Origin of the sequence: Vibrio sp. 10N.261.55.C5 (assembly GCF_041470505.1) — a bacterium.
Classification (GTDB): Bacteria; Pseudomonadota; Gammaproteobacteria; order Enterobacterales; family Vibrionaceae; genus Vibrio; species Vibrio crassostreae_C.
This window is the reverse complement of sequence record NZ_JBFRMS010000061.1, coordinates 1-22,728: the sequence shown is the minus strand read 5'-3', so window position 1 is coordinate 22,728 and position 22,728 is coordinate 1. Positions and strand designations below refer to the sequence as shown.

The 22,728-nt window shown below is 44.2% G+C and carries 18 protein-coding genes and 1 pseudogene; 8 read left to right on the top strand and 11 right to left on the bottom strand.

All coding sequences use genetic code 11. The features are described from left to right. Window positions 1-167 precede the first annotated feature (167 nt). From putA to putP, 3 genes are all read left to right on the top strand, one after another. A complete protein-coding gene (putA, locus tag AB4263_RS20765; protein WP_372098825.1) occupies window positions 168-3,305 on the top strand; it encodes a bifunctional proline dehydrogenase/L-glutamate gamma-semialdehyde dehydrogenase PutA in 3,138 nt (1,045 codons plus the stop codon). An 11-nt stretch (window positions 3,306-3,316) separates the two neighbouring features. Continuing rightward, entirely contained in the window at window positions 3,317-4,021 is a 705-nt protein-coding gene (locus AB4263_RS20760; RefSeq protein WP_017061198.1) for a 1-pyrroline-5-carboxylate dehydrogenase, read from the top strand. Window positions 4,022-4,170: 149 nt separating this feature from the next. Further along, on the top strand, window positions 4,171-5,697 hold the full coding sequence (gene putP / locus AB4263_RS20755) for a sodium/proline symporter PutP (RefSeq protein WP_170930181.1): 1,527 nt from the start codon (window positions 4,171-4,173) through the stop codon (window positions 5,695-5,697). 638 nt (window positions 5,698-6,335) lie between these two features. Here the strand turns inward: putP and AB4263_RS20750 are convergent. Beyond that, window positions 6,336-6,506, bottom strand: a complete 171-nt coding sequence (locus AB4263_RS20750) for a hypothetical protein (protein ID WP_017065154.1) — start codon at window positions 6,504-6,506, stop codon at window positions 6,336-6,338. Window positions 6,507-6,784: 278 nt separating this feature from the next. Between AB4263_RS20750 and AB4263_RS20745 the strand changes: the two genes are divergently transcribed. Next, complete coding sequence (locus AB4263_RS20745; RefSeq protein ID WP_004732526.1) at window positions 6,785-7,273, top strand: Lrp/AsnC family transcriptional regulator; 489 nt, start codon at window positions 6,785-6,787, stop codon at window positions 7,271-7,273. A 108-nt stretch (window positions 7,274-7,381) separates the two neighbouring features. Here AB4263_RS20745 and AB4263_RS20740 read toward each other — a convergent pair whose 3' ends face one another. Together AB4263_RS20740 and AB4263_RS20735 are read right to left on the bottom strand one after the other, a co-directional pair. Next, on the bottom strand, window positions 7,382-8,086 hold the full coding sequence (locus AB4263_RS20740) for a DUF445 domain-containing protein (RefSeq protein WP_372098824.1): 705 nt from the start codon (window positions 8,084-8,086) through the stop codon (window positions 7,382-7,384). 304 nt (window positions 8,087-8,390) lie between these two features. Continuing rightward, the gene (locus AB4263_RS20735; protein ID WP_372098823.1) at window positions 8,391-10,241 is read right to left on the bottom strand and encodes an ABC transporter ATP-binding protein; all 1,851 of its coding nucleotides are present in this window, start codon (window positions 10,239-10,241) and stop codon (window positions 8,391-8,393) included. A gap of 646 nt (window positions 10,242-10,887) precedes the next feature. Between AB4263_RS20735 and AB4263_RS20730 the strand changes: the two genes are divergently transcribed. Continuing rightward, a complete protein-coding gene (locus AB4263_RS20730; protein WP_017061193.1) occupies window positions 10,888-11,862 on the top strand; it encodes an arginine deiminase-related protein in 975 nt (324 codons plus the stop codon). A gap of 151 nt (window positions 11,863-12,013) precedes the next feature. Here AB4263_RS20730 and AB4263_RS20725 read toward each other — a convergent pair whose 3' ends face one another. From AB4263_RS20725 to AB4263_RS20700, 6 genes and pseudogenes are all read right to left on the bottom strand, one after another. After that, the gene (locus AB4263_RS20725; protein WP_372098822.1) at window positions 12,014-12,646 is read right to left on the bottom strand and encodes an esterase/lipase family protein; all 633 of its coding nucleotides are present in this window, start codon (window positions 12,644-12,646) and stop codon (window positions 12,014-12,016) included. Window positions 12,647-12,780: 134 nt separating this feature from the next. Beyond that, a pseudogene (locus AB4263_RS20720) lies at window positions 12,781-12,980 on the bottom strand (AraC family transcriptional regulator); the annotation flags it as partial. An 18-nt stretch (window positions 12,981-12,998) separates the two neighbouring features. Beyond that, entirely contained in the window at window positions 12,999-13,574 is a 576-nt protein-coding gene (locus AB4263_RS20715) for a mechanosensitive ion channel family protein (RefSeq protein ID WP_017070158.1), read from the bottom strand. Beyond that, window positions 13,574-14,509 (bottom strand): CorA family divalent cation transporter, encoded by a 936-nt coding sequence (locus tag AB4263_RS20710; RefSeq protein ID WP_017062015.1) that lies wholly within the window; start codon window positions 14,507-14,509, stop codon window positions 13,574-13,576. Before AB4263_RS20710 ends, AB4263_RS20715 begins: the two co-directional genes overlap by 1 nt. 327 nt (window positions 14,510-14,836) lie before the next feature. Continuing rightward, on the bottom strand, window positions 14,837-16,459 hold the full coding sequence (locus AB4263_RS20705) for a phosphoethanolamine transferase (protein WP_372098821.1): 1,623 nt from the start codon (window positions 16,457-16,459) through the stop codon (window positions 14,837-14,839). Between the two features lie 232 nt (window positions 16,460-16,691). Further along, on the bottom strand, window positions 16,692-17,276 hold the full coding sequence (locus AB4263_RS20700; RefSeq protein ID WP_065584469.1) for a porin family protein: 585 nt from the start codon (window positions 17,274-17,276) through the stop codon (window positions 16,692-16,694). Between the two features lie 192 nt (window positions 17,277-17,468). Between AB4263_RS20700 and AB4263_RS20695 the strand changes: the two genes are divergently transcribed. Then, entirely contained in the window at window positions 17,469-18,008 is a 540-nt protein-coding gene (locus tag AB4263_RS20695) for a hydrolase (protein WP_017065162.1), read from the top strand. On the opposite strand, the gene AB4263_RS20690 is transcribed toward AB4263_RS20695, so the two are convergent. Next, window positions 18,005-18,868 (bottom strand): MurR/RpiR family transcriptional regulator, encoded by an 864-nt coding sequence (locus tag AB4263_RS20690; RefSeq protein WP_017062019.1) that lies wholly within the window; start codon window positions 18,866-18,868, stop codon window positions 18,005-18,007. The two genes, AB4263_RS20695 and AB4263_RS20690, sit on opposite strands and share 4 nt — an antisense overlap. A gap of 173 nt (window positions 18,869-19,041) precedes the next feature. Next, entirely contained in the window at window positions 19,042-20,316 is a 1,275-nt protein-coding gene (locus tag AB4263_RS20685; RefSeq protein ID WP_372098820.1) for an amino acid deaminase, read from the bottom strand. 176 nt (window positions 20,317-20,492) lie between these two features. Here AB4263_RS20685 and AB4263_RS20680 point away from each other — a divergent pair, with 176 nt between their 5' ends. Then, a complete protein-coding gene (locus AB4263_RS20680) occupies window positions 20,493-21,926 on the top strand; it encodes an amidohydrolase family protein (protein ID WP_372098819.1) in 1,434 nt (477 codons plus the stop codon). Window positions 21,927-22,029: 103 nt separating this feature from the next. Next, a complete protein-coding gene (locus tag AB4263_RS20675) occupies window positions 22,030-22,422 on the top strand; it encodes a RidA family protein (RefSeq protein ID WP_061016111.1) in 393 nt (130 codons plus the stop codon). The last annotated feature ends 306 nt before the right edge of the window (window positions 22,423-22,728 follow it).

The following is a 22,728-nucleotide window of genomic DNA, read 5'->3' as shown; positions in this document are numbered from 1 at the left end:
ATATTATTTTAAAGTTTCATATGTGACGTTGTGTTTGTTTTGTTAATAAAGCGAGTTTTTAGCAAAAAACTCGGAGTTTTTGACAAGTAATCCTTATATACTCTAAATACACTGCAGCCATTGTAGAGATCCCGGGCTAATTCCGGGTGTGAGATTAAGGAAAACGCATGTTTACAGCTACTGATGTGTTAAAGCCAGAATTCAACGAGCAGTCGCTTGATGATCTATGGTCGCTTATCTCACCATTATATATGGTGGATGAAACCCAATGGCTAGAGCAACTTCTGCCACTAGCTACCCCTTCTGAGTCTGAAAAGCAGCAAATCACAGACAAAACGACTTCTTTGATCGAAGCTATCCGTGCGGATAAGACTTCTATCCAGATGATCGATGCACTGTTGCTTGAATACAGCTTAGATACTCAAGAGGGCATCTTGCTGATGTGTCTGGCGGAAGCCTTGATGCGTATTCCTGATTCAGCAACGGCTGATGCACTGATTCGCGACAAGCTAAGCGTTGCGGATTGGAAGTCTCACCTAAAGAATTCTGATTCGGTTTTTGTTAACGCTTCAACTTGGGGCTTAATGCTAACAGGCAAGGTGGTTGGACTTTCATCGAACGAGCAGAGTGCTGGACAAGCGGTTAACCGTTTAGTGAACAAGCTTTCTGAGCCGGTAATTCGTAAAGCGATGCACCAAGCGATGAAAGTGATGGGTCACCAATTTGTTCTTGGCCGCAGCATTGCTGAAGCGCAAAAGAACGGTAAGTCGATGCGCGACAAAGGCTTTACCTACTCATACGACATGCTAGGTGAAGCAGCACTGACCACAGCTGACGCAAATAAGTACTTTAAAGATTACCTAATGGCGATTGAAGCCGTAGGTCGAGACACTTATGTCTCTTCAAAATCTAGCCCAGCGCCATCTGTGTCTATCAAGCTTTCTGCACTTCATCCTCGTTACGAAGTGGCGAACGAAGACCGCGTACTGACTGAGCTATGCGACACGCTAGAGCAGTTACTGCGCCGTGCGATTGAGCTTGATGTTGCGATCACGATTGATGCAGAAGAAGCGGATCGCCTAGAGCTTTCGCTTAAGTTATTCGAAAAACTGTATCGCAGCGAGCTAGTGAAAGGCTGGGGCAAGTTTGGTCTGGTTATTCAAGCGTATTCAAAGCGTGCGTTACCGGTTCTAGTTTGGCTAAACCGCCTAGCAAAAGAGCAGGGTGACTTAATCCCACTTCGCCTAGTTAAAGGTGCTTACTGGGATAGTGAGATCAAATGGTCACAACAAGCTGGTTTCGATAACTACCCTGTTTACACTCGCAAAGAAGCGACTGATGTAGCCTACCTAGCGTGTGCGCGTTATCTATTGAGCCCAAGCGTTCGTGGTAATATCTTCCCGCAGTTTGCTAGCCACAATGCTCATACGGTTTCCGCTATTGCAGTGATGACAGACCATAAAGACTTTGAATTCCAACGCTTACACGGCATGGGTGATTCACTTTACAACCATGCAATGGAAGCTTACCAACAGTCGGTACGTATTTACGCGCCAGTTGGTAGCCATAAAGATCTACTGCCATACCTAGTACGTCGTCTGTTAGAGAATGGTGCAAACAGCTCGTTTGTACACCGTTTGGTTGATGCTCGTTGCCCTGTAGCAGAGCTAACACAGCATCCAGTCGACATGCTTTTGGCATTCGATACGTTGAACAACACTAAGATTCCTCTGCCGCCAGCGGTATTCCCTGAGCGTAAGAACTCATACGGTGTGAACATTGATATCGAGAGCGAAGCGCATCAGTTTGAAGAGCAAGTAAAAGGCTTTTTGAACAATCAATGGACTGCTGGACCTGTGATCAACGGCGAATCTCTTGCCGAAAGCATGATCAAGGCTGATCAGAATGTTGAACAAGTAACAGCACCTTACGATCGTCGTATTAGCGTGGGTCAGGTGGCTTTTGCAAACCTTGATCATGTTTCCGCAGCGATCACTGGTGCAGACGCCGCATTTGCTGATTGGAATGCGACATCGGTTGAAACCAAAGCCGCTGCGCTTGAGAAGTTGGCGGATCTGATGGAAGAAAACCTGGCTGAGCTGGTGGCAATTTGTCATCAAGAAGCGGGTAAGACAATTCACGACAGCATTGATGAAGTGCGTGAAGCGGTCGACTTCTGTCGTTACTACGCAAAACAAGCGGATAACCTACAAGGTTTCGAACTAAAAGGTTTTGATGGCCAAACACGAATTGCTTCTCGACAAGGTCGTGGCGTGTTCGTTTGTATTAGCCCTTGGAACTTCCCTCTCGCTATCTTCCTTGGCCAAATTACAGCAGCTTTGGTTGCGGGTAACACGGTTGTGGCTAAGCCTGCCGAGCAAACAAGCTTAATTGCAGCTCGCGCCGTTGAACTGATGAATGAAGCGGGTTTCCCTGCTGGCACTATTCAGTTACTACCGGGGCGTGGCGCTGAGATCGGCAGTGCACTTACCAGCCATGATGCCATTGCGGGCGTTGCCTTTACGGGTTCAACACCAACAGCACAACGTATCAACGTGTCATTGGCAAGTCGTAACGCTAAGCCTGTTCCGTTTATCGCGGAAACCGGTGGTCAGAATGCGATGATCGTCGACAGTACCGCACTGCCTGAACAGGTAGTCCGTGATGTTATTCGTTCGGCATTCGCTTCTGCAGGTCAACGTTGTTCTGCACTGCGTGTGCTTTATATCCAAGAAGACATCGCAGACCGCGTGATTGCATTGATTCACGGTGCAATGGACGAGTTGAGTGTTGGTATTCCACACCTTCATAAAACCGATGTTGGCCCTGTTATCGACCAAAACGCAAAACAGAAGCTAATGGCGCACCTAGAAAATATGACTAAGACCCAGAAGAAAGTGGCTCAACTTTCTCTAGGAGCGGATTGTGAACATGGTGACTTTGTTCCACCAAGTGCATTTGAAATCGATGACATCAGCTGTTTGAAAGAAGAGCAGTTTGGTCCTGTACTGCATATCGTTCGCTTCAAAGCGAGTGAACTGGCGCAAGTGGTAGACCAAATTAACCAAACCGGTTTTGGCTTAACCATGGGCATCCACAGCCGTAACGAGACAACTTACCGTTGGATCGAAAAACACGTTCGTGTGGGTAACTGTTACATCAACCGTGACCAAGTGGGCGCTGTTGTTGGTGTTCAACCATTCGGCGGTCAAGGTTTGTCTGGTACTGGCCCTAAAGCGGGTGGTCCTCACTACCTATACCGCTTTACTGATGTTCATTTCTCTCAATCACAAGACAAGGCATAAGGAGCAGTATCATGGTTCATCAAGTGACAGGTTTTTCTGATGCTTTCTTGGCGTGGGAACAATGGAATCTTACCGATTTTGATCATAAGAGTGCTCAGGTACTTGCATTCAAATCAGAGATCGAAAGCCAATCTACGTCTTTGGCGGCAGTGGCAACTTATCACCTAGAGCAGGCCTCTGCGCTGCTTTCTGAGCAGCACCTAATGGCTGGCCCGACTGGTGAAACAAACGAGCTGTATGCTGCAGGACGTGGTGTGGCTTTGGTGATTGTTGATGATTGCCAAGACAAAGAGCCAGCACTGCAAACAGCAACCGCGATGATTACCGCAGCACTATTAGCGGGTAACAGCGTGCAACTGTGCAGTGATGACGTGCAGTTCAATACCTTAATTGCTGACGCCGCGAAACAAGCGAATCTACCAACTAACTTGGTACAGGTTGCCTCGTACGACGCTGCTCAACAGCTGCTGTCTTGCGATGTACGAAGTGCGGGTTACGTGGGTAATTCACAAACGGCTCAAGCTATCAATTTACAACTTGCTAAGCGTGACGGTGCAATCGTCGGTTTAGTAGCTGAAACGGATCTAACGGCAATGAATGTTGCTAATGATCCACACCTATCGCTGCGCTTCATTACCGAGCGTACGCGAACTATAAATATAACAGCCGTGGGCGGTAACGCGACCTTGCTCGAACTTGGAAGCGAAGCTCACTAACCTTCAGTAATACTGGCTCTAAACACTTTTGTTTTTTTCCATTTTGGTTTTCTCCATCTTTGGATTTAACTCATAGTGCTTTGGAGCCTGAATACCTAACTCAATGCATTTGCTTGCCTTTACGGTGAGTGCTTTGCATTGAATTAGGCATGGAAGGCTTTCTACAAAATGAGGACTATCAAATGATAGAAAACAGTTTTGCAATAACGACGACGTTCATTGCGTATCTAATTATGATGCTGGCAATCGGTGTTATTGCTTACAAACGTACATCTAACTCAACTGACTACTTCCTAGGTGGTCGTTCGTTAGGTCCATGGCCTGCTGCACTTTCTGCTGGTGCATCAGACATGAGTGGTTGGCTACTACTTGGTCTACCGGGTTACGCTTATGCTGCTGGTTTTGAAGCATTCTGGCTTGCTGGTGGCCTGCTAGTTGGTACTTGGGCGAACTGGTTAATCAGTGCTAAGCGTCTGCGTACTTACAGCATTACAACAGAGTCACTGACGCTACCTGAGTTCCTATCTCGTCGTTTCAATGATAATTCTAAGCTGATCCAAACAATTTCTGCTTTCTTTATCCTTTTATTCTTCCTTTTCTACACAAGTTCAGGCTTGGTAGCGGGTGGTAAATTGTTTGAAACGGTATTTGGCCTAGATTACACAACAGCGGTAATTATCGGCACAGTATGTGTGGTTTCGTACACCCTGTTTGGTGGTTTCCTTGCGGTATCTTGGACTGACTTGGTTCAAGGTCTACTGATGTCTGCTGCGCTATTGATTGTACCAATCGCAGCAATGAACGGTGGCCTTGGCCAACTGTCTACTGACCTACACAACATTAACCCAGAGCTTCTAACGCTATGGAATGATGCGAAAGGTGAACCACTTTCTGCTATCGCGATCATCTCGCTAGCGGCATGGGGTCTAGGTTACTTCGGTCAGCCACACATCTTGGCTCGTTTCAAAGCAACGCGTAGCAACAAAGACCTAACAACCGCGCGTCGTATCGCGGTGGTATGGACTGCACTGTCTATGATTGGTGCAATGCTGGTTGGTCTTGTTGGTCTAATCTACGTGACGAACTCGGGCGCACCTAAGCTAGACGATGGCGAGAAGATCTTCATGCTTCTTGTGAACGCGATGTTCCACCCAGTAATCGCAGGTATCTTACTTGCTGCAATCCTAGCGGCAATCATGAGTACTGCGGATTCACAACTTCTTGTTTCTTCATCTGCAATGGCAGAAGATCTGTATAAGCAAGTTCTGAAGAAAGACGCTACGTCAGAAGAGATTGTTCGTGTAGGCCGTTTCGCGGTTATCCTAATCTCTCTGATTGCACTTGTACTAGCGATGACGCCAGACAGTTCAGTACTTGGCCTTGTGTCTTACGCATGGGCTGGTTTTGGTGCTGCATTCGGCCCAGCTATTGTATTGAGCCTGTACTGGTCTCGTATGAACCGTAACGGCGCTCTCGCGGGTATCGTGGTTGGTGGTGTGACTATCGTACTTTGGAAACAGTTCACGGGCGGTTGGTTCGATGTGTACGAAATCGTACCGGGAATCATCCTATCGACTCTTTCTATCGTTATCGTGAGTCTAATTACGGGCGAGCCTGAAGACGAAGTTAAGAAGCAACACGCTGAGTTCGAGAAGAACCTTGTTGAGCTAGACTAATTTACATTGTAAAAATACCAATGAATTAGCAAAAGACATGAACAATAGAGTCACTTCGGTGGCTCTATTTTTTTATGTGAGTACGACCTTTGTCTTATTTCAAATTAAGTTTATTCGAGGTTTTCTGATATTGAAATGGGGGTTTACAATGTAAATCGAAAGCGAAGGATCTTGAGCGAGAAATGAAAGGTCTGTCTTGTTGGTGGCGTTTGATGTCAAAAAATAAAATAGAAAAATGGCTATTTTTTGAACTTGGCGCTCACTTTTGTCATTAGCTCGGTGAATTGTGGAACCGAATTGGACATGATGTGTCAATTGTCAGTAACCACTAAAGACCTATAGGACAAAGGTATGCCTGATCTCTATTGCAAAGGATGTAAAAAAACAACACTACATAAGTCTATAATGAAACGTTGTGAATCAGAGCCCGAGACAGCTTCTGGCCGTATGATGCAATGGACGTCAAAACTATTTAGTGGAAACCTGTACTACGATATGGAAACTCAGCACTTCTGCCGCACGTGCAATTGTCGTTGCGAAACTGGAAGTGCTGTTCCCCAAGTTGGCCTAGCCTAACTCATAGTAAGTGCTTACTAACTTGATTCAAAAAACCTCCGTGCTAGGAGGTTTTTGTGTTTCTAAGCAGCCTTGAGTGCAAGCTTAGCTTCAATGGCATTGCCATCAATCTTCACTTCCCATCCATAGTTTGAGTATTCATTTGCTAGTGCCTGAGCAACATCTTTTGATACCGTTACGTGTGTCCATGAACCAATACCGTAAGGTTTATATGCGAGTTCTTGCGTTTTCATAATAGAGTCATCCTTTCTCTTTGATAATTATATTATTCACTTTGGCCTATATCCTTTCTTTCGTTTCCGGCTCAACTTATTTGTTAATCGGGTCATTTCTATAATAATTTGTTAATAACCAGAGTTTGATTTATAAGGGTTCTTATCTATTTGTATGTGTTTATATCTGGCGTGAATATCATCCGTGCATTTAGTTTTTAAATGTGTGAGCGAGGTTTTCTTCGATTGCACTTGGTATGGAATATACTGAGCGGAATTTAGAATGTTTAAGGAATGTTATGTCTCAGCATCAGCTCGATCGTATCGATAAAGAGATACTAAGAATTCTGCATATGAAAGGGCGTTTACCTGTTGTTGAACTGGCAAAACAGGTCAACCTTACGACGTCACCTTGCTCTGATAGACTCAAGCGATTGGAGAAAGAGGGCTACATCACGGGCTATCATGCTGAGCTTTGTTCAGAAAAGCTGGGACTCGATGTTCAAGTCTTTATCCATATCCGTCTCGATCAGACTAGCTTTTCGATCTTCGACAAATTTGCCCAAGCCGTGGAAATGATGCCTGAGGTGGAAGAGTGCTACTCACTGTCGGGTGACTTTGACACCATGATCAAGGTTCGAGTGAAAGACATGAAGGCGTACCAAGCGTTTATGGCCACCAAGCTGGGCACCTTGCCTGGTGTGATTCAGACACGTAGTGAAGTGGTGATTGAAGAGCATAAAAAGGGCTTCGGCGTGAACCCTGAGTTGTTGGCAACTCTAAAATAGTGGCCTAATTTCGCTTACCAACGTGATTTAGATATAAAAAATGGAAGCAATAAGCTTCCATTTTTTGTTGAGCGTCAGATAAAGAGCAATCCGATAAACTTGTTCGCCTTAAAGCGTAATGGCCGCAGAGATTAAGCCAATCACACCACCGAATACACCGCCCCAAACCACAAGCCAGCCAAGGTGTTTCTTGATCATGGTCTGAACCATCTCTTTAACCAGCTTAGGTGTTAGTTCATTCAAGCGCTGATCGATGATCGCCTCAATGTTTTCTTTGATTTCATCCATCATCGCAGGCGATTCTAGCTCGTCTTTGATGGCATTTTTTACAGAATCACTCTTGCTGATTTCAATCACAGATTCTTGCATCTTCTCAACAAACGGCGCTTTCATTGGCTCTAGTGCTTCTGTGCCACCAAACATTGCCAACATACCGCCAAACTGTGAGTTCTCGATAACATGAACCAGTGAATCGAATGCAGGGTTAAAGTCGATCTTCTTAATCACGGGTTCTAGATTCAGCGACTTTCCGGTCATCTCACTGCTTAGGAAGCGGTCGATGTTACTTTCGGTAAAAAATTGTTCCATCATCAGTTGTTTAATGGCCGCCTTGAACTCTTCAAAGCGCGCTGGAATAACGCCAGAACCGTATAAACCGGGCACTTTCTCGAACAACATGTGAATTGCAAGCCAGTTGGTGATGGCACCAGAAAAGGCAAATAGGCCTGCATAAAGTAAGTATTGGTTGGTCGTCGCATAGCCGCTAGCAAGTAGCAATAACGCTATTACGTTAGTTAAGACACTTTTGTTCATGGTTGATCTCTCGAAAGAATATTGCGTATTGCGCGCATTTTAAGAAAAAAACGCCAAGAAAAAAACAAAAGGATCGACGAAGTTTATCGTGCAGACAGAATAGATGAGAAAGGGCCGAAGCTGAACAGGTATAAAAAAGGCTAGCCTCCCCCCGAAGTCTAGCCTTATTCCAGAACGCGCAAGCGAAGCGTCTTGTCCCGTTAATGTCATTATATAATTACGACATAACATTCTGCTATGTGTAATTTACCAGTAATTGACAAATTGGTGTGAAACACGCCGCACTTTTAAAGTAGCACATAAATTAAACGTTGGTCGCTTGCTCAAGATCATCTGCGATGAAGCCACCCGTTTGATGATTCCACAATTGAGCATAGATGCCATTTTGTGTAATTAGCTCTTGGTGAGTGCCTTCTTCAACGATATTGCCTTGGTCGAGTACGATCAGGCGATCCATCGCAGCAATGGTCGACAGGCGGTGTGCAATCGCAATAACCGTTTTGCCTTCCATTAGCTCAATTAAGCTCTCTTGGATGGCCGCTTCTACCTCAGAATCGAGTGCAGAAGTTGCTTCATCGAGAACCAATAGTGGTGCATTTTTCAAAAGAACACGTGAGATAGCGACACGTTGACGCTGACCACCAGAAAGCTTAACGCCACGTTCACCTACTTGAGCATCGTAACCAATGTTGCCAAACGGGTCGGTTAGCGTTTCGATAAACTCATGCGCGTGTGCTTGTTTAGTTGCCGCGTATACTTCTTCGTCTGATGCCTCTGGTCGACCGTAAAGAATGTTGTCTTTGATCGAACGGTGCAGCAGTGAGGTATCTTGGGTCACCATACCTATGTTGCTACGCAGAGAATCTTGAGTAACGCTCGAGATCTCTTGGTCATCAATCAGGATGCGACCACTTTCTACATCGTGGAAACGCAGTAGTAAGTTAACTAGGGTCGATTTACCTGCACCTGAACGGCCAACCAAACCCACTTTTTCACCCGGTTTGATGTTGAGGTTTAGGTTGTTGATCACCCCCTTATTCTCACCGTAGTTAAAGCTTACATTGTCGAAGTTGATACCGCCTTGTGGAACCTCCAGAGGCTTCGCGTCTTTCTTGTCTTCAATAGCAATAGGCTTAGACAGAGTTTTAATGCCGTCAATCACGGTACCAAGGTTCTCAAACAGACCACCAATTTCCCACATGATCCATTTCGACATGCCGTTAATACGCAGAGCCAAGCTGACCGCAATCGCGATTGCACCCACGGTGATTGCGCTATCTAGCCATAGGTAGATAGAGATACCCGCAATGCTGAACACCAATAGATAGTTAGCGAATTCCACGCAGATGTTGAAGCCGGTTACCAAGCGCATTTGGCGGTGCACAGTATCTAGGAAGCCTTCCATGCCTTCTTCGGCGTATTCGGTTTCTCTTTTACTGTGTGAGAACAATTTCACCGTCGCGATGTTGGTGTAGCTATCAACAATACGACCTGTCATCAGTGAACGAGCATCCGCTTGCTCTGAAGACACGTCTTTTAGCTTTGGCACGAAGTGCAGTTGAATACCGATGTAAATGAATAGCCAAATCAGCATCGGAGCCATCAAGCGCCAATCTGATTCAGCAAGCATGAACAGCATCGCCGTGAAGTAAACCGTCACGTAGACAAACACATCGACCATCTTGGTCACAGTTTCGCGCACTGCAAGCGAGGTTTGCATCACTTTGGTCGCGACACGTCCGGCGAAGTCATCTTGATAGAAGGACAGGCTTTGCTTCAAAAGGTAGCGGTGTGCTAACCAACGAATCGACATTGGGTAGTTGCCCAGCAAAGTTTGGTGAAGCAATAGTGAGTAAACACTGATCAAGATTGGCATCACAACCAACAGCAGAATACCGAGCCCCATCAATGTCGATTCGTTGTCTGCTAAGAAAGTGTCTGGGTTGCTTGTTGATAGCCAGTCGACCAATTGCCCCATGTAACCGAACAGCGCGACTTCGATGATCGCGATGGTCATGCTCATCAACCCGAGCAAAATCAATGGTTTTTCGAAACCTCGAGTGTAATGGCGGCAGAATGCCAGTATTCCAGTAGGAGGTTGTATCGGCTCTCCCTTTGGAAAGGCTTCAGTAAAGCCTTCAAATTTCTTGTACATAGATTTCCCTTTATAAACTAGTGCATCTATAAGCGACTGCATCGTTGGTGCAGCTTTGTTTTTATAGTCTTGATTTGAAATTTTACCGTCTTAGTTTGAAATTATATAAGCGCCCATGGGTTCTTATAAGCATTGAGTCATTCGATGGGTGTTGTTCTAGCTCTTATCTAAGTACTTGGTTTAAGCGCTTAGCTTTAATTACTTAGCTTTAATCACTTGGTTTTAACGTTAAATGCTTAGTTTTAAAGTTAATTACTTAGTTTAAGTGACGAAGGAAAGATCCAAAGAGTGTCTTTCATGACGCTTATTTTAGATTGAATTAGACAGGAAAAGTTAAGCTTATTTCAAACGTAATTGATGGTTATGCAACGATGATAATCCTAACGTTAAATGGATTGAATTGTAACCAAAACTCGTGGTGAGCGAGAAAATGAAATCGGAATATTTATCCATAAAGTGACTTAACGAATATGCATACAGTTGGTTCTTTCTGATGTGCTGTTATCTTGCAGTAAAAATTACCGATTAATCTAAGATCTGCAGTGATTGTTTGGGATAAATATTCAAATCATTATTATTTTCAGTGAATCTTGTCGTAACAAGTTGTTTACAATTCTGAAGTAAATAAAAGATAGGGACGGTTGAAATGTTAAACCTACACAAAAAATCACTTCATATCACTAATGTTCAAAACGCCAATTGCGTTGTTATGGTGCCACCAAAAGAGTTTAAATTTAACGAAGAAACAGCACGTGATAACGAATTTCAGCACAGAGTTAATCTGACCGAAGCTGAGGTGAAAGTAGAAACGATGGCCGAATTTAAAGCTATGGTCGCTTCGTTGCGTAAAGAAGGTGTGCAAGTTGTAGAGTTTGATTACCCAGAATTGGGCGTTGAAACTCCGGATGCTGTTTTCCCAAACAACTGGTTCAGTACCTGTAGTGATGGAAGCTTATTCACGTTCCCTATGGCGTGTGAAAACCGTCAGAATGAAGTTAAGCCAAATGCTCTTATTGAAGCGTTAGAAGCGTCGGGTCGCATTGTTAACCATAGCGAGTCTCTAGAGTCTTACATCGCGCAAGGTTCTTATCTAGAGAGCACGGGCGTGATGGTTATCGACCATATCAACAAGACCATCTACGCTGCGCTTTCTCAGCGTTGTGACCGCGAAGTGTTAGAAGATTATGCGAAGCGCATTGGTTATTCTCGCGTGGTCTCGTTCCAAACGGCATTACCGTCTGGCCAACCGATTTACCATACCAATGTGATGATGGCGATTGGCGATAACTTCTGCGTGATCTGTGATGAAGTGATTCCTGAGTTTGAACGCCGCTTTGTGGTGAAGTCGCTTGCTAAAGATAAGCAGGTTATCTCTATCTCAATTGATCAGATGAACCGTTTCTGTGGCAACATCCTGCAGCTTGAAACCGTGAATGGCGACAAGGTGATCGCGATGTCTCAATCGGCTTACGATGCGTTTTCTCCAGCCCAACTAGCTCAGCTTTCGACACACGGCAAGCTGCTACCATTTAACGTGAAAACGATTGAAGACATTGGTGGTGGTTCGGTGCGATGCATGTTGGGTGAGGTGTTCCTACCAACACGAGTTAATCGCTTGTAACAAGTATAGAAAGTATAACAAGCACTCACTTTCAGTAATGAATCTTTGAATACCACTCTTATCGCAGAGTGGTATTTTTGTTTTTGTCTTTCACATATAAGAGAACAGAGCTCGATACAGGAGTCAACGCGCAAAAGCTAATGGAAATAAGCTATGAAGCGTCCTTAAAAGCTCTGTGTTCGATGAACTGAGCCGACAGTGTTACGACTTCTTTGGAGTAGACAAGCGCCGTGTGGTTGAGTTTGAGGGCGTAAGTATCCGTTGCTCCTCTCAGGTTGGCGTCTTCGAGTGTGACTGTGCCATCGCCCGGGTTTTTCCCCAGTACAATACGTCCAATTCCGGCGTCGTAGGTGCCTGTAATCACGCCAATCGGCACATCAATATCGTAGTCACCCAAGCCATCACTTAAGATCATCTTGCTCGAGCCAAAGATAAAGCCAAGACCATGATTCGACAACGTTTTAGCGATAGTTGCGCCGTTGTGTGGAGTCCCCGCGGTAATGATGCAGGTGTCTGCAAAGTCGGGTTGGTAGAACTTAAAGTAGTGGCGAATCAGCAAGCCACCGAGTGAGTGACCAAAGAAATAGACCTCATCGTACTCATTAAAGCGAGCATTTACGAAGCGATTTAGGCGTTTGGCTGCAGAAGGGAAACGCAGCGAGTTGTAGGCAAACTTGTGCGTTGTAAAGCCGCGTTTTTTGAAGTTTCTATCCAGATATAGCATGATCAACGCAGGCATATACAGACCATGAATTAAAACTATGTGTTTGTTTTTATTATTCATTATTGCCCTCCGTCTGATGGTATTTCCAGTATATGGAGTCGCAAATCTAAACTCAATAAAACTTGCTACGAATGGGGCACAAAAGACAGAGGTGTACGTTATAAACAGTGCGTTCGTCATAGAGAAAAGGTGGGTTAGTCAGATCTCACTCCACCATACACATCTATGGTTAATCCGCCTTGTTTGGCGTAAGTATTGGGTGTTAGACTTTTTACCTTATTGAAGCTTCTCTCTAATGTCCTTTATCGCCAAGTTTTGCAATCCATGTCGAACTAAGCTCTTTTAATATCTTACGAATCAGTTCGCTGTGTCTATCTGTTTGACTTGCCGATATCTAAGGCACCAGTAGATCTTATGATTCTGAATTTTCAGTTTTGGTTAGCTCAGTATCACCTGCTTCACTTTTTGCTTCCGGTTCAACCAAAACTTTGATTACGCCTTTTTGTAGGATCAGGTTATTAGGGTAGGTGATAATGTTGCCCGAACTGTGTCGAAGAATAACATGGAACATGGTGATATCGATGATCACACCGCTGATGTCTTCGTCTTTCTCCGCGACTCTTACTCTGTCGCCAATGCGATAAGGGAAGACGAAAAATATTAGTACGCTGGCTGTGAGGTTACTTAGAATCGACCATTGCGCGAATAAAGCGACACCCAGCACCGCAAATATCGAAGACAAGAACAGAGAAATATCACCAAAACCCAAGTTAAGAACAATCGTAAACACAGCGATGAAGAGTAGAAACAGAACAATATTGAAACACTTAATCACGAACTGCTTTCGCTTCAATTCGACACGTTTATTTTCCGCTAATGTTTCTATCCAGTTCTTACCTAAGCGTTTGATCACCCAATACACAGTGATAAGAAGTAAACCTAAAACTACTTGTCTAAGCCACATATTGGATTGCAAAAACTCAACCATTAAATAAACCTCAATTTTTTCAAAATAACGACCTCTGCCGCTATGACCACGAGCAGCCCAACGCAAAATAGTGGAAATGCTATCGGGTTATCTGTTCCGGGTATCCCAGCGATATTGACACCCAGTAAACCGGTGAAAAACCCAGCAGGGAGGAAAATACCTGCAATGATAGAAAATAGGTACGTATTTCTATTCATTTTTTCAGCTTGTTGCTGACTTAGGCTCGCTAAAAATACATTAATTTGTTCGATGTAAAACTCAACAGACTCGTTAATTCTCAGGATGGTATCAAGGCTGTTCTTTATATGACTGTTGTGCTTACTCAATGGCGCAGGTAGGTCACTCATTAAATCTTCAAAAACGTATTTCTGTGGCTTCAAATAACGCCTTAGTCTGAGTAGCCTTGAATGTAGAGCGTTAATGGATCTTATGTCGATATTGGATGTAGATTCTAACTCGTCAATTAATAGTTCGACGGGTGCTAGGAAGGTTGAAATACTGTGGTTGATTCCACGGATCATGCCCAACAACACATCAGGTAATGATGTAGGGCCTTGGTTTTGTTTGAGATCAGATATCAGATTACTGACCGCTTTTGAAGGAACTTTACGTGTTGATATTAAAGTGCCTTTGTACCATAAGATGCGTAGGCTAAGCATGTCGTCAGGGTTAGCACCTTCGTTTAGATTAATGCCTCGCAGAATCATCAAAAAACAGTCGTGGCCAAATTGTTCGAACCGAGGGCGGGTGTCATCGGTGAGTAATGAATCGATGATGGCATTTGGAACCGTATTACTGTGGAGCCATTCTCTCAAACCGTCAGCATCTCTTTGGCAGTGATACCAAGTTGATTGCTCGAATGAGGCTGGGCTGGTGGTGTGTTCATGTGCCACCCCCTCAGAAAATTGCCAGCTTGAAATTATGAAAGCGTCCATTCATTTGTCCTTAATGATATGACGTAAACATTGATATTATGCGCCATTCAGGCGCGGTATTGAACTGAGCTTAATCTTGGTAAGTTCAATGATCGATGTGAGTGAGATAAAGTCTAATAAGACAGGTTGGTCTTTGGAGCACGACGTACTCTTCCATTATTGTCTCTATTAAATGTAGCTCATTGTTTCATCGTTATAAATTAGCACTCTGGCTCCATGTTAGCGACGAAAAAAAAGAAAAGACCGAGGTCTTTTCTTTTTAGGAGAAGTTGAGGAGAGCTTGTTCAGGCAACTCGAGTTTTCCGATGGTTTACATAAGCAAAAGCACTACCGACACGCAGAAAAAATGTCTTGGTTCTCTCGATATTCTTTGGTTTGTACATCCATTAGGCCGAGTAAAGAGTCGAACAGATTATCTTGGGAGAAGCTCTGTTCTTTGCCTGCCTTTCTTAAGCAGGTCTGGTTTATCCCTTTCTGCTCGGCGAAACCATCAGACATCCACATTATCATAGGCACATGGGTTTGCTCTTTCGGTGCCAATGAATAAGGCATGCCGTGTAAGTAGACGCCATTTTCTCCCAATGATTCTCCGTGATCGGAAATGTACATCAGCGCAACATTGTACTTATCGGTGAGTTTCTCTAGCTTCTGAATAGCCTGTGATAGAAAGAAATCTGTGTACAAGATGGTGTTGTCGTAGGTGTTGACCACTTGCTCTTTGGTGCAGTTTTCGATATCAGAACGTGGGCAGTCTGGCACAAACTTCTTATGATCTTCTGGGTATCGCTCAAAGTAAGTTGGGCCGTGAGATCCGGAGATATGATAGAAAATGATGCTATCTTGTTTAAGAACTTGAGTATCTTGTTCGAAGTTCTCTAGCATGGCTGTGTCATAGCACACATCGTTATTACACAGCGGGTCGCTGTCTTTGGCGACGAGAGTCATCTCTTTGATTCGATGTGCGACCGCCTTGTCTCCACCATCGTGCTCTCGCCAGATAGAGTGAATGCCCGCGCGGTTCATAATGTCGACCACGTTATCTTGGTTGTAGGCTTTGTCGCGATCGTAGTTGCTTCGGTTCATGTTAGAAAACATACACGGCACAGAAACCGCAGTGGCTGTTCCGCATGACTGAACATCAGAGAAAAAAATCGGATTATAGGGTTTGGTATGAGCATTGGTTTCTTTCTCATAGCCATAATATTGGTAGTTATATACACGTGCTGTTTCACCAAGAACAAACACCAATAAGGTTGGTTTTTCAGCTTGTTTAGCTTCTGGTTTTAGCTGCGCATCTAAGCCGATTTCTTGGTAAGGAATCGGTTCTTTGATGTAAGTATTGTTGATGTATTTTGCGGTTGAAGCGACGTATTCGGTCGGAATGATCATCTTTTTAAGATGAGAGTTATTACGACCAATCGACACATAATCTTTGTAAAACAACCCGGCAATGATGGCAATGACGATCAACGAAGAGAGCAATCCAATCGCCTTCCCAATAGCAAAATCTTTCCAAGATTCTCTTTCAAGATCCGTAAATAAAAGCAGCAGTGACGGGACTCCTCCCATCAGAACAAACCATAAAATAGAATAGCTGCTTAGGTAGCTAGCAGCCTCTCCGCTGTTGGTTTCGAAGACGTTTTCTATCATTCCATAGTCTACAAAAATGCCGTAGTTGAACATGCTGTAGCTGACTAAAGAGGAAGTAAGTAGTAACAAGATAAAAAAAGCTTTGGCGAATATCGGCCAGTTGAATACTTGAAAGATAAAGTTGAATGCGGCGAGAAAGAAAAATGGGATCGAGATGATAAACCCAATGCTTTCGGCTTGTGAGGCACTAAGAATATTGAACAGTTCGCGTGAGATAGGCAAGTTAATGACAAGCAGGTAATACACTGCCAAAACGAAAGGGAGTTTGTTTATCGACATGTTTAAGCGTGGTAGATTCATAGGTCTTGTCTTCCTGTGTCACTTATCCCTTTATTTTAGTCTCGCTACCAAGAAAGCTCTAATATCAATGCATAAAGCTCAAATAGAAGGCGCTGAGCGATAAACTGGCTAAAGTGAAATGACGCTAAGGTGTGTAGATACAAAAAATTTACTTTACTGAGTGACCTTCATGACAAGGTGGAACAGCAAAGTGAATTAGTATGTTCAGCTTATTCTATGTGGTTCAATCACATTAGAAGTTGTATGAACCACCGAAGCTAATGCTTTTGAAGGCAAGCGTGTGGTCACCAGCTGATATCTGAGAGTTCTTAAATTGGACCGTGTCGTCTACGCTTACTGCATCCGCTTGCGAGATTAAGCGTAGCGTTAGGTGTTCGATTGGCGTGTATTCAACACCTACACCAAAGTGGAAACCCGTACCGCTGTCATCAGCGTAACCAGCACTCTTATTTGCGTTTAGGTCAACAGAGCTTAAACCAGCCAATACGAATGGGCGGATTGTGTTGTCGAATGTGTAACCAAGATTTGCTGACAAAGAAACAGACGTCGGAGACAGCTTTTCAGCGCTATTTTTGTAGTTTGCGTAATCTGTGTAGCCAAGTTCAACACCTACGATACGGTTGAATTGGTAGCCGCCGTATAGGTTGTAGCCCATGCCATCTGAATCTAAGCTACCGTGACCGTCTGTGTCAGAATCTTGGTAGACACTAAGTCCGCCACCAATGTACGCACCGCCGTCAGTACCTGCTGCTAAAGCTGGAAGAGAAACTGCGCTGATTAAACCCAGTGCTAATGCTGATTTCGTTATCTTGTTCATCTTTGTTACTCACTCTTAAATGTCATGCCAGTATCAATAATTTTTATTTTGCGACCTTTCGACCGTTGGTGAGTATTATTCCGTAGTCTTGTATGTATTACTGTATGGCTTTGTAAGCTGAATCGTTACATAGTAGAAAAAATACACATCAGGTTGCTTAGTGAGTCAGGCTGTTTAAAACAAGGAATAAACATGCTAACGAAACAAAACACAGGTTTGGTGGTTGTGGACGTACAAGGCAAGCTCGCACGCCTTGTTGATGAGAGCGATACGCTGATTGCTAATTGCGGGAAGTTAGCTCAAGGAGCGCAGGTTTTGGGGCTGTCAATTATTCGTTTGGAGCAGAACCCAGAGAAGCTAGGTGCTACAGTCGACGAACTTAATGACTTGCTGAATGATGCAAAGCCGATACCTAAATTCACTTTCAACGCGTGTGATGAGCCCAAGTTTGTTGAGGCGGTTCAAGCCAAGGATGTAGAGACTTGGTTAGTGTGTGGTATTGAGGCTCATATTTGTGTTTATCAAACCGCAATGGGGTTGTTGGAACTTGGGTACAAGGTTCAGGTAGTTGGCGACTGTGTTAGCTCACGAACGGCACTCAACAAAGATCTGGCAATCCGTCGACTAATGGATGCTGGTATCCAAATCACAGGATTAGAAATGAGCTTATACGAGCTTGTGAAAGACTGCCGCGCGCGTGAATTTAAGCTCATTCTATCCTTGATTCGTTAATCACCGAGAGGCTGTCTATCGCCACCGCCTCGGTAAGAATCGAGCGCAACTTTCAAGCGACGCAGTTTGTCGCGCGAGCGGTTCTTGTGATTGACTGCGATTCCCATAGAAAGCACATCCACTAACGCCAACATAGCGTAGCGAGAAGCCGACGGCTTGTAGATGAAGTCGGTTTCCATATGCTTGATGGGTAACAAGATATCGGCAATTTTTGCTAGCGGTGTATCTTGTGGGGTAATCGCAATGATCTTAAGTCCGTACTGCTTAGCCAGCTCTGCCGTTTCTGTGATCACTGGTGTAAAGCCAGTCGCAGAGATCATCACCATTACGTCATTAGCATCTGCCGTGGCAGCAACCATACGTGACATCAAGCCATCGTTGTACGACACCACTGGGTAGCCTAAACGAAACAGTCGATGTTGCAGCTCTTGAGAAGCAATGGTTGAACCACCACCCATACCAATAGCAATGATCTGTCTGGCGTTATGCAGCCAGCTGACTGCGGTTTCAACGTCTTGCTCTTTGAACAAGGTGCGGTTGATGTCTAGGCTTTGCTTGATCGATTCGTAGATACCTTGATAACCCGTTTGGTCAACCGGTTCGAGGATAAAGCGCTGGCCAACGGTTAGCGTCTGAGCCAACTTAATCTTCATATCACGTACGTTGCTGCAACCGATCGCTTTAGCAAAACGTGTAATGGTGGCTTCACTCACTTGAGCGCTTTCAGCAAGCTCTGTGATGCTGGCATTGGCAGCAAAATCAATGTCGTCCATGATCAGCTTAGCGACTTTTTTCTCTGCATCACGAAGAGCGGGAAAACGCTCCGTTATCTGTGAAATGATATCTACTTCTAAACTCAAGAATCCTGATCCTTTGTTGATGGGGCTAATCGTTATTACCTAGTTATTAAGAATCTAGCTCGTAAGAAGCAAGCTCTTTAGCTTTTTATGAGCACTAATCCATTAAAAACTAAGCCTTAGCCCCGTTAGTATATCTTATTGCTTCGCTGATTCTAGCTTATTGAAAAATCGAACTAGAAGCAGGTTTCCACCCAGTTTGTTACCTGATGGTCGTCATCGCTGATGGCAATGTAGCGCCACTTATCGAAGGTTAAACACGGGTGTGAGGTTGAGAATGCAATCATGTCGCCCACTTCAATTTCAGAAGAGCCGTCCGTTTCAACAAAGGTATGCTGATCCATCACGGCGGTCGCAGTCAGCCCTTTCACAGAGATAGCTTCGCCATTGCGATAGCCGCGTTCGGCAATAGGTAACCCCGCATCAAAGGCCACATCACGCTTGCCTAGCCCAACAACTAGTTTGGTCGGTTCTGGGCGAGAGATTACATACGCCCATACCTCAAGTGCCGATTCGAGATCTCCACCCAATTCGCACGCGTAACCTTGGTTTACTTGGGCACGCTGCAACACCTTGCTTTGAGCGTCTAGGTAGATACCTGTGTCGTGAATCGCGTAACAGCCCGGGCGGATGATCGCCAAGTAATCGGTTAGGTTCGCTAAACATTCTGCAACCACGTCATACCAAGCCGAACCTGCACCAGTGATGATAGGTTGCCCTGCAATTAGGCCATCTGATGCGAGGCTTTCGACCGAGGTCAGCGCTTGGTTTAAGAAGGTACGAATGTCTTGCTCGGCATTGTCGCCATGAATCACGCCCTCATACACCTCAATACCCGCTAGCGAAAGTGCAGGCGTATCTTGAATGGTTTGAGCCAGTTCTAAAACTTCTTGAGGTGAACGACAACCACAACGGCCACCCGGAACACCAAACTCGATTAGAGCTTTTAGCGTCTGCTTTTTGTTGGCGAAGTATTGGTTGAGTTGCTGCACGTTTACCGATGAATCCACACAGCAATAGAAATCAACGTCGAACTCACTAATAAGCTGTTCGATGATCGCCATGTTGGTTTTACCTACCAATTGGTTAGCGATGATGATTCTTTTTGCGCCTGCCATTGCTGCAATTTCTGCTTGTGCAGGTGTCGCAACGGTAATTCCCCAAGCGCCATTTTCTAGCTGTTGACGGAAGAAATCAGGCGTCATCGATGTTTTGCCATGTGGCGACAATTTAACCTGATGATGATCGGCGAATGATTGCATCCAATTCAGGTTATTGGTCAACGCTGATTGTTTGATAATTGCTACCGGAAGCGAAATGTCTTCATCAACCAGTCGATAAACACCGTTCTCAGATTGTGATACTGCTCTCCCTTTTTGGCCTTTTTCAGTCAAGATGAAACTATCTTTTTGATACTTTATAACATCTTTTTGTGCAGGGTTATGTTTCATTGCTGATTCCTAACATGATTTAAGTGGCTGTTATTTAATATTTAAATATGTCTATAATGTGTTTTGTGATAGAAACTATCACACAAATTAAAATATTATGTGTGTTTTGTCACTGAAAATAATCGGCTGGATTTCTAATATAGCTCCATCAACAGAGTGGATTGAGAGAGTGAAAAATGTTGTTCGATACGATAATCAAAAATGTAGAGGTGTTTGACGGCACCGGCGAACAATCGTTTTGTGCCGATGTAGCAATCCTTGATGGAAAAATCGCCGAAATTGGTCAAATCGATCACGAAGATTGTGGCCAGTTGGTTGAGGGAGCAGGCTTAGCATTGGCTCCTGGATTTATCGATGTACATACACATGACGATACCAACGTAATTCGTTATCCAGACTGCCTACCTAAGATCAGCCAAGGTGTGACAACCGTGATTGTTGGCAACTGTGGCATCAGCGCATCGCCAACGGTTTTGGCTGGCGATCCACCTGACCCAATGAATCTTTTAGGTGCGCAGGCTGATTTTAAATACCCAACTTTTGCGGCGTATGCACAAGCGGTAGAGCAAGCGCAACCAGCGGTGAACGTAGCAGCATTAGTTGGCCACACTACACTGCGTAACCAAGTGATGGACGACCTGCAACGCACCGCAAGCGAAGAAGAAATCGCGGCAATGCAAAGCAACCTTGATTTAGCGATGGAGCAGGGTGCACTGGGTTTGAGTTCAGGTTTGGCTTACGCAAGCGCGAAACAAGCCAACGCCAATGAAGTGATGCAGTTAGCGAAAGTGCTGTCTAGTCATGGCGGTATCTATACCACGCATATGCGTACTGAATTCGAAGAGATCTTAAGCGCGATGGAAGAGGCGTTTGAGACAGGCCAATACGCGAAAGTACCGGTTGTTATCTCTCACCTTAAATGTGCAGGTGCAGGCAACTGGGGCAGAACTGTTGAAGTACTTGATTTGATGGATAAGGTTTCAGAGCACCAAGATGTGTCTTGCGACTGTTACCCATATTCAGCGAGCTCTTCGACATTAGACTTGAAACAGGTGACGGACGATTTCGATATCTTCATTACTTGGTCTGAAGCAAAACCAGAACATGCAGGCAAAACACTAAAGCAGATTGCTGATGAGATGAACTTACCCCTGATGGAGGCAGCAAAAGCGCTTCAACCAGCGGGTGCGGTTTATCACTGTATGGATGAGAACGACGTAAAGCGCGTTTTGAAATACAAGTTGACCATGGTTGGTTCCGATGGGTTGCCGAATGACCCGCACCCGCACCCAAGATTGTGGGGCACCTTCCCGAAAGTGTTAGGCCATTACTGCCGAGATGAAAAACTGTTCGCATTGCCTGAAGCGATTCACAAAATGACTGGTATGTCAGCAGAGCGCTACAACTTAGCGGGTCGAGGTGAAATTCGCCAAGGTGCATTTGCCGATTTAGTTTTATTTGATCCAAAGAATATTAAAGACACAGCAACATTTGAAAATCCTATTTCAGTTGCTGAGGGAATAGAAAGTGTATTTGTAAATGGTGAGTTAACTTACCAAAAAGGAAAAGTGAAAAATAATCGTTCAGGCGTTTTTATTTACCGCAATTAGAATTTAATTATTTTATTAAATATACAGTAATAAGAAAACGATGAATTAATTTAAATATATTGGAACAGAACCAATATTATCTATAAAGAAGTGGAGTTAAAAAATGACTATTAAACGTTACGGTGTTGAAGGCGGTACAGGTACAGGCGGACAACATTTACCATTTGCACGCGCAACTGAAGCGGGTGGTTTCCTATACGTTTCTGGCCAGACACCGATGACAGATGGTGAAGTGGTTGAGGGTGGTATTGTTGATCAATCTCGCCTAGCGATCCAAAACTGTGTCGATATCATGACTGAAGCCGGCTACGGCCTAGAAGACGTAGTACACGTAAAGGTTGTACTAACGGACTCTCGTTACTTCCAATCTTTTAATAAGGTATTCAAAGAGTTCTTTGGTGCTAACCCACCGGCACGTATCTGCATGGTTTGTGACCTAGTCGTAGACGTGAAAGTTGAAGTAGATGTGACTTGCTACCGCGCTGACCGCGTATAGTAATAACCTAATCACAATAACCTACTTAGAGAGTATTAGGGCGTAGTTATCCCTGTTATTATTCCTTAATACTCTCACCCTACATTTATAAAAATTACTTTAATTAAAATATACAAAATAAATAAAGTAATGATATGAAATATAAAATGAATGAATCATAAATAAAAGTTCAGGAATGAGCTTAATATTTCACTGAGAGGTGTCAAATGAACAGCACACTTTTTCTTACAGGCTTCGGCGTGTACGTATGTTTTCTAATTTGGTTAGGCTGGTTTGTCTCGCGTAATGGCTTTGTTGCGTAATTCA